General features: G+C 63.3%; 12 protein-coding genes and 1 riboswitch. Of the genes, 4 read left to right on the top strand and 8 right to left on the bottom strand.

Annotated elements, in window-relative coordinates:
* The first annotated feature begins 63 nt into the window (after nt 1-63).
* The 4 genes from E4K09_RS01945 to E4K09_RS01930 all read left to right on the top strand — a co-directional run bounded on the left by E4K09_RS01945 (nt 64) and on the right by E4K09_RS01930 (nt 7,213).
* Nucleotides 64-1,008, top strand: coding sequence for an acetamidase/formamidase family protein (locus tag E4K09_RS01945; protein WP_134494731.1), 945 nt, complete (start codon nt 64-66; stop codon nt 1,006-1,008).
* Entirely contained in the window at nt 1,005-2,720 is a 1,716-nt protein-coding gene (locus E4K09_RS01940; protein ID WP_425293802.1) for an ABC transporter ATP-binding protein, read from the top strand. Before E4K09_RS01945 ends, E4K09_RS01940 begins: the two co-directional genes overlap by 4 nt.
* A gap of 138 nt (nt 2,721-2,858) precedes the next feature.
* Nucleotides 2,859-3,064, top strand: a riboswitch (cobalamin riboswitch).
* A gap of 104 nt (nt 3,065-3,168) precedes the next feature.
* Nucleotides 3,169-6,021 (top strand): ribonucleoside-diphosphate reductase subunit alpha, encoded by a 2,853-nt coding sequence (locus E4K09_RS01935; protein ID WP_134494729.1) that lies wholly within the window; start codon nt 3,169-3,171, stop codon nt 6,019-6,021.
* A gap of 91 nt (nt 6,022-6,112) precedes the next feature.
* Nucleotides 6,113-7,213: a ribonucleotide-diphosphate reductase subunit beta gene (locus E4K09_RS01930; RefSeq protein ID WP_134494727.1), complete on the top strand. Its 1,101-nt coding sequence runs from the start codon at nt 6,113-6,115 to the stop codon at nt 7,211-7,213.
* Nucleotides 7,214-7,426: 213 nt separating this feature from the next.
* Here E4K09_RS01930 and E4K09_RS01925 read toward each other — a convergent pair whose 3' ends face one another.
* The 8 genes from E4K09_RS01925 to E4K09_RS01890 form a co-directional block, all read right to left on the bottom strand.
* Entirely contained in the window at nt 7,427-7,798 is a 372-nt protein-coding gene (locus tag E4K09_RS01925) for a hypothetical protein (protein ID WP_134494725.1), read from the bottom strand.
* A 173-nt stretch (nt 7,799-7,971) separates the two neighbouring features.
* Nucleotides 7,972-9,351 (bottom strand): FGGY-family carbohydrate kinase, encoded by a 1,380-nt coding sequence (locus tag E4K09_RS01920; protein ID WP_134494723.1) that lies wholly within the window; start codon nt 9,349-9,351, stop codon nt 7,972-7,974.
* Nucleotides 9,352-9,355: 4 nt separating this feature from the next.
* Nucleotides 9,356-9,679 carry an L-rhamnose mutarotase gene (gene rhaM / locus E4K09_RS01915; protein ID WP_134494721.1) on the bottom strand — a complete coding sequence of 108 codons (324 nt, stop codon included), beginning with the start codon at nt 9,677-9,679 and terminating at the stop codon, nt 9,356-9,358.
* Entirely contained in the window at nt 9,676-10,722 is a 1,047-nt protein-coding gene (locus E4K09_RS01910; protein ID WP_134494719.1) for an ABC transporter permease, read from the bottom strand. The genes rhaM and E4K09_RS01910 overlap by 4 nt, the downstream gene beginning before the upstream one ends.
* A complete protein-coding gene (locus E4K09_RS01905; protein WP_134494717.1) occupies nt 10,719-11,738 on the bottom strand; it encodes an ABC transporter permease in 1,020 nt (339 codons plus the stop codon). Before E4K09_RS01905 ends, E4K09_RS01910 begins: the two co-directional genes overlap by 4 nt.
* Before the next feature lie 16 nt (nt 11,739-11,754).
* The gene (locus E4K09_RS01900) at nt 11,755-13,272 is read right to left on the bottom strand and encodes a sugar ABC transporter ATP-binding protein (protein WP_134494715.1); all 1,518 of its coding nucleotides are present in this window, start codon (nt 13,270-13,272) and stop codon (nt 11,755-11,757) included.
* 77 nt (nt 13,273-13,349) lie between these two features.
* Complete coding sequence (rhaS, locus tag E4K09_RS01895) at nt 13,350-14,345, bottom strand: rhamnose ABC transporter substrate-binding protein (protein ID WP_134494713.1); 996 nt, start codon at nt 14,343-14,345, stop codon at nt 13,350-13,352.
* Between the two features lie 37 nt (nt 14,346-14,382).
* The gene (locus E4K09_RS01890) at nt 14,383-15,195 is read right to left on the bottom strand and encodes a DeoR/GlpR family DNA-binding transcription regulator (protein WP_134494711.1); all 813 of its coding nucleotides are present in this window, start codon (nt 15,193-15,195) and stop codon (nt 14,383-14,385) included.
* Nucleotides 15,196-15,249: the final 54 nt, after the last annotated feature.

Here is a 15,249-nt window from a genome sequence, read left to right as displayed (position 1 = left end):
GGCATCCCTCTTCACAGCATACAGCCCGCCACAGGGCGGACCATCAGAACAGGAGGCACGCCGATGTGCGTGGCATGCGACCACACCATTCACCGTGCACAGCATCATTTGGGCTGGAACCGGGACTTCCCGCCGGCCGTGACCTGCAAGCCAGGCTCCACGATCCACTTCGAATGCCTCGATTCCTCGGGAGGACAGCTCGGGTCCGACGCCACCATCGACCATCTGAAGGTTCTGGACTTCGGGAAGGTCAATCCCGTCACCGGTCCCGTCTATGTCGAAGGTGCCGAACCCGGTGACGCCCTCAAGGTGACGATCCGCCATTTCGAGCCCTCGGGCCATGGCTGGACGGCCAACATTCCCGGCTTCGGCCTTCTCGCCGATCAGTTCCTGGAGCCCGCTCTTCACGTCTGGAAATACGATCCCTCGACGATGGCGCCCGCCATGTACGGGCCGGGCGGCCGGGTTCCGCTCAAGCCTTTCACCGGCACGATCGGCCTCGCTCCGGCCGAAGCCGGACTCCATTCCGTCGTTCCGCCGCGACGGGTCGGCGGCAATCTCGACATCCGCGACGTGTCCGTCGGGACTACCCTCTATCTGCCCGTTGAAGTGACCGGTGCCCTCCTGTCGATCGGCGATACCCATGCGGCGCAGGGGGACGGCGAGGTCTGCGGCACGGCCATCGAAAGCCAGATGAACGTCACGGTCCACATCGACCTGGTGAAGGATGCACGGCTGGAAACGCCCCGGTTCACCACCGACGGACCGGTGACCCGGCATCTCGACGGTGCGGGCTATGAGGTGACGACCGGAATCGGCCCTGATCTCATGACGGCCGTGCGTGAAAGCCTGATGCGGATGATCGACCTGCTCGCAAAGGAGCACGGCATGGCGCCCGTTGACGCCTATATGCTCTGCTCGGTCTGCGGCGACCTGCGCATCAGCGAGATCGTGGATATGCCGAACTGGGTGGTGTCGTTCTACTTCCCGAGGATCGTGTTCGCATGATCGTGGAAGCCGTGACCGCACCTGTCCTTTCCGTTCAGGACCTGTGGGTGGAGGCTCGGACTCCGAACGGTCTGCGCCCCATTCTCGAGGACGTGAGCTTCACGCTCGCGCCTCGCGAAACCCTGTGCCTTGCAGGCGAATCCGGATCGGGCAAGTCGGTCACGTCGCTGGCGATCATGCGGCTCTTGCCGAAATCGAGCCTTCGGGTCGCCCGCGGCTCGATTCAGCTCTCCGGCCGCGATCTTCTGTCCCTGTCCGAGGCCGAGATGCGGAAGGTGCGCGGCGGCGACGTCGCCATGATCTTCCAGGAACCGATGACTTCGCTCAATCCGGTGATGACCATCGGCGCACAGATGAGCGAGGCGATCCGCATCCATCAAGGCGTGGGCGAGCAGGAGGCCCTGGCGCGCTCCAAGGATATGCTGGACGCCGTCCACATCACGGACCCGGCACGGCGCCTGCGTCAATACCCGCACGAGCTTTCCGGCGGAATGCGCCAGCGTGTGATGATCGGCATGGCGCTCTCCTGTCGCCCGAAGGTTCTGATCGCCGATGAGCCCACGACCGCCCTCGACGTGCGCGTGCAGGCTCAGATCCTCCGGCTCATGCGCGAACTGAGCGCCGATTTCGGAACCTCCACGATCCTCATCACGCACGACATGGGCGTGGTTGCGGAAATGGCCGATCGCGTAGTCATGATGAAGACGGGCCGCATCGTTGAGACGAGCCCGGTGGACGATATCTTTCTTTGCCCCAAGGCGGCCTATACCCGCGAACTTCTGAGCGCCGTCCCGCGCCTGGGCGAGCGCAAGGGCACGGATGGCCCGCCTGTCCTGTCCGCGGAACGCGAGCCCGTGCAGAAGGATGCCGCCGCGCCCGTTCTGGTGGTGCGGGATCTCAATGTCAGTTTCCAGCAGCCGGGCAGCCTGCTCGGCCCGAGGCCTGCGCCCGTCCAGGCGGTCAAGGACGTGTCGTTCTCCATCCCGGCCGGTCAGACCCTCGGCCTCGTGGGGGAGAGCGGCTCGGGCAAATCGACGACCGGAAAGGCGATCGCCAATCTGATCCCCTGGACCGGCGACATTCTCGTCGGCGGCCGCTCCATCCGCAATCTCTCGACACGGGAGCTGAAGGCGGTCCGCCGGAAGGTGCAGATGATCTTCCAGGATCCCTATGCCTCCCTCGATCCGCGCATGAGCGTCGGTGCGCTGATCGCGGAGCCGCTTGCCATCCATGGGATCGGGAGCCGTCGGGAACGGGAGGAGCGCGTGGCGCAGGTTCTCCAGCAGGTCAGGCTGTCGCCGGATCACCGCACGCGCTACCCGCACGAGTTCTCCGGCGGTCAGCGCCAGCGGATCTGCATCGCCCGCGCCCTCATCCTGGAACCGGAACTCATCATCGCCGACGAGAGTGTCGCGGCCCTCGACGTCTCGGTGAGAGCGCAGGTCCTCGACCTGATGCTCGAGCTTCAGGAATCGCTGGGACTGGCCTATCTTTTCATCTCCCATGACATGGCCATCATCGAACGGATGAGCCATGCCGTTGCCGTCATGCGGTATGGCAGGATCGTGGAGATCGGCTCCCGCCGCGAGGTCTTCGAGAATCCTCGCGAGGTCTATACACGGGAGCTCATGGATGCAGTTCCCATTCCCGATCCGACTTTCGCCCGGTCCAAGCGCCGCCAGGGACTTCTTGTTTCCGACGAAGCAATCTGATGCGCCGGCAGCATCATTCGCAGCTGGCGACCCTCGTTGAAAGGCTGCAACGGATCCATGTGGACATGGTGTAAAGAACCTGGGGACACGTCTTCCAGCCCGTGCTCATCATGTTGACGCTGGCCGATCGCGCCTGCACCATATGTAGTAGTCATGGGTCTCCGGATCAGCATCCGGAGCTAAGAGGGAATCCGGTGAACCATTGAGGTGAATCCGGGGCTGCCCCCGCAACTGTGAGCGACGAGTCTCCTGCCATCCAGCGTCACTGGTGAGCGATCACCGGGAAGGCCGGCAGAAGGCGACGACCCGCAAGCCAGGAGACCTGCCCAGGGCTGACGATCATGTCCTCGGGCGGGGTGCCCCGATGGATCGCTCAGTGCACCGCGCCATTGCGCGGGCGTAGGATGCGTTCCTCGGCCCATGCCCCCAACTTGTATGGGGTTGCCGAATGTCCACCACTCTCTCCATCGCGCCTGCAACAGGGGCGGTATCTTCCACTCCCTCCGCGGATTCCTCATCACGGCCTGTGTCCGATTACCGGATCATTCGGCGCAACGGCAGCGTCACGCCTTTCGATGCCTCGAAGATCGGGGTGGCGCTGACCAAAGCCTTCCTCGGCATCGAAGGCTCGACGGCCGCCGCCTCTCGGCGGATCCATGAAACAGTCGCTGTCCTGACGTCGGAGATCGTCTCCGCCCTCACCCGCCGCGCCGAGACGGGGCGCACGTTCCATATCGAGGAGGTTCAGGATCAGGTCGAACTCGCGCTGATGCGCGGCGGCCACCACAAAGTGGCTCGCGCCTACGTGCTCTACCGTGAGCAGCGCGCCGCCGAGCGGGCGAAGGCCCTGCCCAGCGTTATCGCGGAGGAGCCCCTCCTCCACGTGACGCTCCAGGATGGCACGCGTGCTCGTCTCGATATGGAGCGCCTTCAGGCTCTCGTGGCCGAAGCGTGCGATGGCCTAGCGGACGTCTCAGCCGCAGCGATCCTGACCGAGACCCGACGCAACCTCTATGACGGCATCACCGAGGCCGAGCTGGCGCTGGCGCCGGTTCTCGCCGCCCGCACGCTTGTGGAGCGGGAACCGGATTATGCTTACGTCAGCGCGCGCCTCCTTCTGGACAGCTTGCGTCGAGAGGCCCTGAGCGCGGTACACGGAGGGCACCGGCAGGCGACCCAGGCCGAGATGGCCGAACGCTATGCCGAGTATTTCCCGGCCTATGTGCGGAAGGGCATCGCGGCCGAGCTGCTCGATCCGGAACTCGCCCGCTTCGACCTCGCTCGCCTCGCGGCCGCGCTCAAGCCGGAGCGGGACCTGAATTTCCAGTATCTCGGCCTGCAGACGCTCTACGACCGCTACTTCCTGCATGTGGCCGGCACACGGTTCGAGCTGCCGCAGGCCTTCTTCATGCGGGTCGCCATGGGACTCGCCCTGCGCGAGATCGACCGGGAAGAGAAGGCGATCGCCTTCTACGATCTCCTGTCATCGTTCGACTTCATGGCCTCGACCCCAACCCTGTTCAATGCCGGGACGACGCGGCCGCAGCTCTCCTCCTGCTTCCTGACGACGGTGCCGGACGATCTCGACGGCATCTTCAAGAGCGTGAAGGACAATGCCCTCCTGGCCAAATACTCTGGCGGACTGGGCAACGACTGGACGCGCGTGCGCGGTCTCGGGGCCCATATCAAGGGCACGAACGGTGAGAGCCAGGGTGTGGTGCCGTTCCTGAAGGTCGCCAACGACACGGCCATCGCGGTCAACCAGGGCGGCAAGCGCAAGGGAGCGGTCTGTGCCTATCTCGAGACCTGGCACATCGATATCGAGGAGTTCCTCGACCTGCGTAAGAACACGGGCGACGACCGCCGCCGCACCCATGACATGAACACTGCGAACTGGATTCCGGATCTGTTCATGCAGCGTGTGGCCGAGGACGGGGTCTGGACCCTGTTCTCCCCGGACGAGACGCCGGATCTGCATGATCTCTACGGGCCGGCCTTCAGGGCGGCTTACGAAGCCTACGAGGCCAAGGCCGCCCAGGGTGCCATCAAGGTCTTCCGGCAGGTGCGCGCCATTGATCTCTGGCGCCGCATGCTGACCATGCTGTTCGAGACGGGACATCCCTGGATCACGTTCAAGGATCCCTGCAACATCCGCTCGCCTCAGGGACACGTCGGGGTCGTGCACTCGTCCAACCTCTGCACGGAGATCACGCTCAACACCTCGCTGGACGAAGTCGCAGTCTGCAATCTCGGTTCGGTCAATCTCGCACGTCATGTGACGCCACAGGGGATCGATCATGAGCGCCTCGCACGCACCGTCAGGACCGCCATGCGGATGCTCGACAACGTGATCGACATCAACTTCTACACGATCCCGGAAGCGCGCCGCTCCAACCTGCGCCACCGCCCTGTCGGGCTCGGCCTGATGGGCTACCAGGATGCGCTTCATACCTTGCGCCTGCCCGTGGCATCCGAGGGTGCCGTCACCTTCGCGGACGAGAGCATGGAGGCGATCAGCTATCATGCAATCGCAGCCTCCTGCGATCTCGCGGTGGAGCGCGGCCGCTACCCGAGCTTCGAAGGCTCGCTCTGGTCGAGAGGAATCCTGCCCATCGATTCTCTCGAGCTTCTCGCGGAGGCACGTGGCGGGCTCGCTCTCGACCGGTCGTCGACCCTGGACTGGGGCGCCCTTCGGGACCTGGTCATGCGCGTGGGCATGCGCAATTCCAACGTCATGGCAATTGCGCCCACCGCCACGATCTCCAACATCTGCGGCGTCTCGCAATCCATCGAGCCGACCTTCCGCAATCTCTACGTCAAGGCCAACATGTCGGGCGACTTCACGGTAGTGAACCCGGCCCTCGTGGAGGATCTGAAGGCTCGCGGTCTTTGGGACGAGGTAATGATCGCGGACTTGAAGTATTTCGACGGCAGCCTCGCTCCGATCGACCGTGTTCCGGACGATCTCAAAGCACTCTATGCCACCGCCTTCGAGATCGAGCCGTCGTGGCTGATCGAGGCGGCGGCCCGGCGTCAGAAATGGATCGATCAGGCCCAGTCGCTCAATCTCTACATCGCCAACCCGAACGGCCGGAGACTCGACGGGATGTACCGGCTGGCTTGGGAACGCGGGCTGAAGACAACCTATTATCTGCGCGCGACCGCGGCGACCCACGTGGAAAAATCGACGCTGAAAGGCACCGACGGGAAGCTGAACGCCGTTCCGGTGGCCCCGGCCTCGGCCGGCGCCGTGGGCATGGCCTGCTCCCTCGACGATCCCAGCTGCGAGGCGTGCCAGTAGTCCCGCGACACGTCTCCGATCCGTTTTCATGTGCGGCCGCGCCCGGAACTCTTGCGCGCGGCCCCCTACCCGACCGCTCAAGGACAATCCCATGCTCGACTGGAACGAACCCCGATCCCCCTCATTGCCCTCCCCCGCGGATACGACGGGACTGGGCTCCATCGACCGCAGCGGCGGCCGCGTCAGCGTCGACGAGAAGGCCATGATCAATTGCCGTGCCGACGTGAACCAGTTGCTCCCGCTCAAGTACAAATGGGCCTGGGAAAAGTATCTCGCGGCCTGCAACAACCATTGGATGCCCACCGAGGTCTCCATGCAGGCCGACATCGCGCTCTGGAAATCCCGCGACGGGTTGACCGAGGACGAGCGGCGCATGGTCAAGCGCAATCTCGGGTTCTTCGCCGCATCGGAGAGCCTGGTGGCCAACAACATCGTCCTGGCGATCTATCGCCACCTCACCAACCCGGAATGCCGGCAATACCTGCTGCGGCAGGCCTTCGAGGAAGCGGTCCACACCCACACCTTCCAGTATATCGTCGAGAGCCTCGGCCTCGACGAGGGCGAGCTCTTCAACATGTACCGGGAGATTCCGTCCATCACCGACAAGGCCGCCTGGGCCCTCCGGCATACCCAAGGGATCGAGAATCCCTCCTTCACTACCGGCACGCCCGAGGCGGACCAGGCTTTCCTGCGCGATCTCATCGCCTTCTATGTCGTCTTCGAGGGGATGTGGTTCTACACCGGGTTTGCCCAGATCCTGGCGCTGGGCCGGCGCAACAAGATGGTCGGCATCGCCGAGCAGTACCAATATATCCTGCGCGACGAGAGCATTCACCTCAACTTCGGCATCGATGTGATCAACCAGATCCGGATCGAGAACCCGCACCTGTGGACGGCCGCGTTCCAGGAGGAAGTCCGGCAGATGCTGCGCGAGGCGGCCGAGCTCGAAGCGGCCTATGGCCGGGATACGATGCCGCGTGGCTTCTTGGGCCTGAACGCCGCCTTGTGCGAGCAGTACATGCACTTCATCGCCAACCGCCGCTGCGCGCAGCTCGGATTGACCTTCGTGTTCCCCGAGGCCGAGAATCCGTTTCCGTGGATGTCGGAGGCGATGGACCTGAAGAAGGAGAAGAACTTCTTCGAAACCCGCGTCATCGACTACCAGAGCGGAGGCGCTCTGGCCTGGGACTGATCCTCGGAACCGACGGAGAGACTCATTCGCGGGTCCGTTGGGGCCTCACTGGACGTGATGGGTGCCGGTCTTCCCCGGCACCGTGATCGAACATGCTGACGGACGCGGGAAGCGGCCATGCAGCGCGGCAGAACGCCGCCGGCCCTTTCGATGGATATCCACGCCTTATGATCCGTCTGACGAGCTCCCCTTCAGCAGACCTTCCTGCATGAGTCAGGCTGCAAAGAAGAGCTCGCTCTGACGCCACGTAGCCGGAGGCTTGCGCTCCCTGGGCTTTGCCAACGCGATTCTCTCCTCGAAGCGTCCCTGCGCTTCCTTGAGCAGGCGGCGCTTCCGGGCATATGGCTGGGACGCTGCCGTGACATCCTTCACGATGGCGGCGGCCGCGGCGTAGAGATCGGCCGTCGCGGCATCAAGGCCGGGATCGCGTTCGAACAGGGCGAGGAGGCTGGCGAGGCTCTTTCTGAGCAGCGTCTGGAGGTCACGAAGATAGGATTCATCTCCCCCGGCCTGTATTGCTTTCAGGATAGGGTCGATCATGTTCAGTTTCTCTTGGATCGCTTCGGTGAGGGTCTTCTCCGTCATGGGCAATCATCTCCGGATGAGGGGCCCGCCCAGTCCCTGATTCACGTAAGGAAAGAATGCGCTTTCCAGGTTAATCAAGGGTTTCAGCTCGATGCCGATCACGTCCTGAACCCGGTCCGATCAGAGTCTCTGGAGCCGCCGGCGGCAATTCCCCAGGTGCCGTAGAGCGCACCTCATCCGTGGAGGCTCTCACCACGCAAAAGCGCCTCCCACCCGTTACAGTACCGCCGGTAATCCTCGGACGAAGCGAGAGTCGAACCAGCCTCCTCCGACGCCGACATCGTTGGCACCGAAAGATGGGCAGCAAGGAGTGCCGCTCCCATGCTCGTCCCCGTCGAGCCCGCTGCCGCCGTGACCGGGCGCGCAACCGCGTTGGACAGAGCCTCGATGTAGAGCCGGTTGCGGGCGAAAGGACCTTCCACAACGATCGGCCCGGCCGCACCTGTCAGGTCGAGGCAGGTCTTCGTCATCGACGCAGCGTAGAGCGAGGCCGCCACATAGGTCTCGTCCGCATCGAGTGCGTGAGAGGCATTCACGACACGATGCTGCGCATGAGGATAAGGTCCGCAACCGGGAACGACGCCCGGTGTCAGAAAAACACCCTCGTCCAACACGCGTTTGACGGCCTGTGGCGTCGCCGCGCCTTTTCCTCCGGTCAGCAGCTCGAACTCCCGGCCGCCCATGAAGCGAGCCGACGGCACCGCGCGGCCGAGGGCATCGACGTTCGCCAGGGTATCGCGTTCGGGAGCAAGGCGATCGAGATCCCCACCAACCGCGAACAGCACGATCCAGGTGCCTGTCGACACCACCGCGAAGGGCGCCTCGCGCTGAAGCAGATGCGGCAGAAGAGACGCATTGGAATCGTGGATGCCGCAATAGACCGGAACAGGCTCAACGAGCCCGATCCTGGCGGCGACGTCGCCGGCCACGTGACCCAGCATGTCGGCGGGCTTTCTGACCGGCGCCAGCTTACCGGCGATATCGAGGCGCTCGACAAGGCTGGAGAACGTACCGGTTCGCGGCAGCCACAGATCCGTATGGCATCCGAGAGAGGTCACATCCATGGCCGAAGCACCGGTCAGCCGCCAGCCCCAATATTGCGGATAGGTGACGATCGCGCGGACGTTCCTGAACTCGTCAGGAAAGGTTGCTTTCTGGAAGTGGAGCTGAGCTCCGAGGTTCAGTCCGCCGGGCAGGCGCGGCGAGAAGGTTTCCCGGAACGGTGGTCTGATCGCATCATAGGCGCGATCGATATCGGCCGAATAGCGGAACTCGTAGTCGAGAACCGGAAGGGCCAAGCCGTCGTCGGCAATAAGGGCGCCGCTTGCGCCGTGGGCCGTGATCGAGACGGCCTCGAACCCGAATTCGGCATGAAGATCCTTCAAGGAGGCGATGAAGAAGGTAAAAATCCCGTCCACGTCGAAATGGGGATAGGGGCCGTCCGTCAGCACCTTGTTCGGCTTCGTGCGCGCCGCAAGTTCGCGGCCGGCCTCCAGATCCACAACGACGGCCTTGACGTTGGTCTTGCCGACATCGAGCACCGCAACCTTCATGGACTCACGCTAAATGGAAGACGGTGACGAGCGGCTTCTCCACCGGCGACTGGTCCGGATTGGTCACCATGATATCAGCCATGAAAGCCCACCAGCGCTTCATCAGCGGGTGGTTCGGAAGATCCGCCATGTTGTGATCGATCGGGCGCCAGAGCACGGCGAAGAGGATGTTGGTCTCACGGTCGAGATGAATCGAGTAGTCCTCCACGCCCGCGTCCTTCAACAGCTCGGCCAGCTCCGGCCAGATCTCATCATGGCGGCGGCGGTATTCCTCCTCCATGCCCGGATGAAGCTGCATCTTGAATGCATGTTTTTCTTTCTTGCTCATGCGGCGGCCTTCGAGCGGATGCGACGGAACAGAATCGGCAGTGCGATCACGAGGATGAGTAGCAGGCCGATGAAGATCGACATGACGATGCCCGGCACGTTGAGCAGGCCGAGCCCAAAGGTCACGAGGCCCATGACGATGGCCGCGAGCACCACGCCCGGGATCGTGCCGGAACCGCCGAGAATGCTGACGCCCCCGAGTACTGCCATGGTGATGGCTTCGAGTTCCCAGCCTGCCGCGATCGTATGCCGGGTCGACCCTAGACGGGAGGTGAGACACACGGCGGCGAACCCGCTCATCACGCCCGTGAGCAGAAACAGAACGAACTTGGTGCGCTGGACAGGTATCCCGGAGAATTGCGCAGCAAAAGCGTTGTTGCCGATGGCGTAGATCCAACGCCCGAAAGTGGTCCGATGCAGGAGGATCCCGAACACGAGCGCGAAGGCCGCAAAGGCCACCATCTCGAAGGTGACGACCTCGAAGCCTGGAAGCGCGGGCCACCACGGGAAATCCGACATATAGCCCTGGCCGAACCAGGCAAAGCTCGCCGGATAACCGCCATAGGCCTGATCGCCGAGGACGATCTGCGCGATGCCGCGGAACAGGCTCATGGTGCCGATCGTGACCACGATCGAAGGCAGGCCGATGCGGGCGACCAGCAGGCCGTTGAACGCACCACACAACAGACCGACTCCCAGTCCGATCCCGACCAGCGCCGGGGTCTGAAACCCGGCCTGGGCGGCCGCTCCCATGGCGGTCGAGGCGAGCGCGATGATGGCGGCGACCGACAGGTCGATTTCTCCCGAGATGATCAGAAGGGTCATGGCGAAGGCAATCATGGCCTTCTCGGTGAAATTGTACGTGGCGTCGGACAGGTTCCAGGGATCGAGGAAATGGGGCGATGCCAGTGAGTTCGCAATGAAAATCGAGATGGCGACCGCAGCGAGGAGCATTTCCCAGCTTCCCAGAATCCGGCTGATCGGCGTGGAGAGCTTGTCGGGGATGACGCGCACGGGCCGTTTCTCGGCGGTCAGGATCGTCATGCGGCGGCTCCTTCGACGGGGACTTCGATCCGGGGGGGGCGGCGCTTGGCGGTCTCGCGCAGGATGAGACGACCCTTGCGGCGCTCCTGACGAGCGTTGAAGAGAACGGCAATGATGATCACGAGGCCGGAAATCGCCATCTGCCAGAACGGCGAGATGTTGATCACGGGAAGCGCGTTCTTGATCACGCCAAGGAACAGCGCTCCCAGCACGGCTCCGCCGACCGAGCCGATGCCACCAAGGGTCGAAATGCCGCCGATGACGCAGGCCGCAACGGTATCAAGCTCGAATCCCGCGGCGATGTCGACATACGCGACCGCATACCGCGACACCCAGAGATAGCCGCAGAGACCGGCCAAGGCTCCCGACAGCATGAAGGCGAAGAACGTCGTGCGACCGACATCGACGCCGGCATAGAGCGCCGCGGTAGGATTGCCGCCCGCCGCATACAGGGAACGCCCGAAAACAGTGCGCCTCAACACGATTGCGATGACGGCGATCACGAGGATCGCAGTCCATCCGAGCAGGGGAAGGCCAAGCACCGGCATGCGCGGCGTGTTCAGGAAAGCGGGGGTCATCTGGGTCTGGTTCACCCACGCGCCGCCCGACAGGACGAAGGCCATGCCGCGATAGATGGTGAGCGTCCCAAGCGTCGCCACGATGGCGGGAATGCCGATTTTCCACACCATGAGGCCGTTGATCGCGCCGAGCGCGGCTCCGATCGCGAGCGCCGCGCAGATGAGAAGGGGCAGCGGGATTCCAGGATAGGCCGCATTGAGCATGGCGACGGCCATGCCCGTGAAGGACAAATTGGCGGCCACCGAAAGGTCGATGGATCTCGTCAGGATCACCGCCATCTGGCCGAGGGCCAGGATCATCAGGATCGAGGTATCGTTGAAGATGTTCGCAAGGCTCCTGGGAGAAGAAAAGCCCGGCGCCCGATAGGAAAATGCGGCGATCAACACGCAGATGATCCCGAAAAGCAGGAGTTCTCGGTACTTCAGAATGCGGCTCATCGCGTCGCCCTTCCCGTCACTCGTTCCCGGTAGCCGCACGAACGAGGGTCTCGGCGTCGAGCCCCTCACGATTCCAGATACCGGCCACCCTGCCCTCGCGCATCACCATCACCCTGTCCGACATGCCGAGGATTTCGGGGAGCTCTGACGAGACCATGATCACGCTGAGGCCCTCTCCGGCGAGTTCGCTCATGAACGCATGAACGGCCGCCTTCGAGCCGATATCGATGCCCTTGGTGGGCTCGTCGAGAATGATCACCTTCGGCCTGGTGGCGAGCCATTTGCCGATGACGACCTTCTGCTGATTGCCTCCCGACAGGGTGCCGACCGGAACCGACAAGGCGGCGGCGCGCAGGTCGAGCCTCTCCGCATATCGGCGTGCGAGGGCGAATTCCTCGGCCTGGCGGAGGAAGCCCGCCCGCGTGGTTCTGCCCAAGGTGGCCATCGAGAAGTTCTGGAAGATCGGCATCTGGAGCACGGCGCCGTGACGGCCGCGCTCTTCCGGCACATAGACGATCCCGGCCCGGATGGCATCGGACGGGGAGCGGATCTCGATGGAGCGTCCTTCCAGTTCGAGCCTGCCGGTGCTCGGGCGCGTGATGCCGAAGAGGGACTGACAGAACTCCGATCGCCCCGCTCCGACGAGGCCGTAGAGCCCAAGGATCTCGCCACGGCGCAGCGCGAAGGAGATGCCGTCGAATTCCGTCGGGTGGGAATAGCCGGAAACCTTCAGGACGGTCTCGCCGATGGTGACGGCGGCTTTCGGAAACACATGATCGACCGAACGGCCCACCATCATGCGCACGATCTCGTCCTGGCTGGTTTGTGCCAGCAACCCCGCGCCGATCGAGCGGCCATCGCGGAAAACCACGAACCGCTCGGCGATCGCATAGACTTCCTCGAATTTGTGGCTGATGAAGAGGATGGCCTTTCCCTGCCGCTTCAATCTCTCGATGATGCGGAAAAGATCCTCCACCTCCTTGTAGGACAGCGCCGCCGTCGGCTCGTCCATGATGACGACCCGCGCCTCCACGGACAGAGCCCGTGCGATGGCGACGAGATGGCGCTGCGCGATCGAGAGATCCTTCAGGCGGGAGTAAGGGCTGATGGGCGCGTCGATGGACGTCAACAACGCAGCCGCACGGGCATTCATGGCGGCCCAGTTGACGAGACCCCATCGGTTGCGCGGCGCATGCCCGAGGAAGATGTTCTCGGCAACCGAGAGCTCGTCGAACAGCACGGTTTCCTGATGGATCGCCGTTATGCCGCTACGAATGGCAGCCTCTGCGCTCGTGAATTGTACGGGCTCACCCTCGACGACGATCTGGCCGCCGTCCGGCTGGTAGATGCCGGTGAGGATCTTGACGAGGGTGGACTTGCCCGCGCCATTCTCCCCGATCAGTGCCGTCACGGTTCCCGGATAGAGAGCGACATCGACGCCGTCCAGCGCCTTGACGCCAGGAAACGATCTGGAAATGCCGCGCATCTCCAGAAGCGGAGCCGAATTCTGAGTGAGCGCTTGTACAACAGACATGGGGACTCCCCCCGCAGACCAACGTGGGCAAGGAAGGCGCGATGTCACCGCGCCTTCATTCTGCGCGTATCGAGACCTCAGAAGATCTTGGCGAATTCGTCGACGTTCTTCGCGTTGTAGACGAAGGGATCCGCCATGGCGGCCTCGCCGTTCTCGCCGATCTTGATCTTGCCCATGCGGCCGGCATTGATCTCGGAGCCCGGCTTGCCGTCGGTCTCCTTCTTGACCAGACGGTAAGCAATCTGCGCCGCGGAGTAACCGAGATCGATCGGGTTCCAGATCGCGAACTCCTTGGTCGCGCCGGAATGCACTGCACCGGCCATCTCGGACGGCAGGCCGAGACCCGTCACGTAGACCTGGCCGATCTTGCCGGCGTCCTTGACCGCCTGCGAGGCCGCAAGCACGCCGACCGTGGTCGGAGCGACAATCACCTTCACATTCGGCTGGGAGGAGAGAAGGCCCTGCGCTTCGCGATAGCTCTTGTCCGCAAGGTCGTCGCCGTAGACCGTGGTCACGAGGTTCAGGCCCGGGTATTTCGGCAGCTGCTTCTTCATTTCGGCGATCCAGGTGTTCTGGTTCGTCGACGTGGAGGTGGCGGACAGGATCGCGAAATCGCCCTTTCCGTCCGGCAGGTGCGAGGCCGCGAGCTTCAGGCACATATTGCCGATCAGCTCGTTCGACGAGGGATTGAGGTGAAGGATCCGCCCGTCCTTGTTGACGCCGGAATCCCAGGAAATCACCTTGATGCCGCGCTGGGCTGCTTTCTTCAGGGCCGGGATGACGGCGTCGGGATCGTTCGCCGAGATTGCGATGGCATCGACCTTCTGGGCGATCAGGGCGTTGATAACCTCGATCTGCCCCTCGGCGGTCGTGGTGGTAGGACCTGTATAGATGATGTCCACGCCGCCGAGTTCCTTGGCCGCTTCCTGTGCGCCCTTGTTGGCGGCCTCGAAGAAGCCGTTTCCGAGGGATTTCACCACAAGGCCGATCTTGATGTTCTCGGCGCTCGCCGCGCCCGTGAGCAGGGCGAGGCCGAGGGCCGTGCCGACGGCGAGTTTCGCGAAAAGTTTCATGTTTTCTTCCTCCCTTTCAAAAGCCTATCGCCGGCTCTCAGGCCGCCGATGAGGATTCCGTCTGCTGATCTTGTGCAGCCGTCGAGGCGACGATCAGCTTGATCCCTGCTTCCTCGATCATGGTTCTGGCGGCATCCGGGATGCCATCGTCCGTGATGAGCGTCGAGACACGGTTGAGGGGGCAGAGAATCAGGCTCGAACGGCGCCGGAACTTGGTGGAATCCACCATCAGCACCAGCTCGTCCGCCTGATTGATCAGCTTCTGCTCGGCTTGGATGATCAAAGCATCCTGCTCCATCACGCCGACAGGACCGACGCCCTGCGCACCCATGAACATGCGGCGCGCGTAGAAATTACGGGTCACGTCATTGTCGAAGGGCGACAGAATGATGCTCTGGTCGCGGTAGACGGAGCCGCCAGGCAGCATCACCTGGTTTTTGGAATGCTTGATAAGGTGCTCGGCGATCGCGAAGGAGTTGGTGAAGACCTGCATTCGGCGAGCGGTCAGGTAATGCACCATCTGAAACGTGGTGGTGCCGCCATTGATGATGATGGCGTCCCCGTCGCTGCAGAGCGCGACCGCTTCGCGCGCAATGGCCCGCTTCATGGTCGCGTTCTCACCTTCCGAGATCCGAAACGGCTTGGCGGCCAGGGGGCTGATCTGCTGGGGGTGGAGAGCCTCCGCACCGCCGCGCACGCGCCGCAGGCGCCCTTGAACGTGAAGCGCCGCGATGTCCCGGCGGATCGTGGCCTCGGACGCTTCCGTCAGCTCCATCAGGTCCTGGATGGTCGCGACGGGCCGCTCCTGAACCAAGCTGAGAATGATCCGATGCCTTTCACGTTCGTGCATAAATCCTCACAGGAGTGGTCTGAAATCGAGCAAGATCGCCAAGAGGCCATCAAA

Origin of the sequence: Microvirga pakistanensis, from assembly GCF_004458765.1 — a bacterium.
GTDB lineage: Bacteria > Pseudomonadota > Alphaproteobacteria > Rhizobiales > Beijerinckiaceae > Microvirga > Microvirga pakistanensis.
The sequence above is the reverse complement of the archived record's forward strand: the minus strand, read 5'-3'. Positions and strand labels throughout refer to the sequence as shown.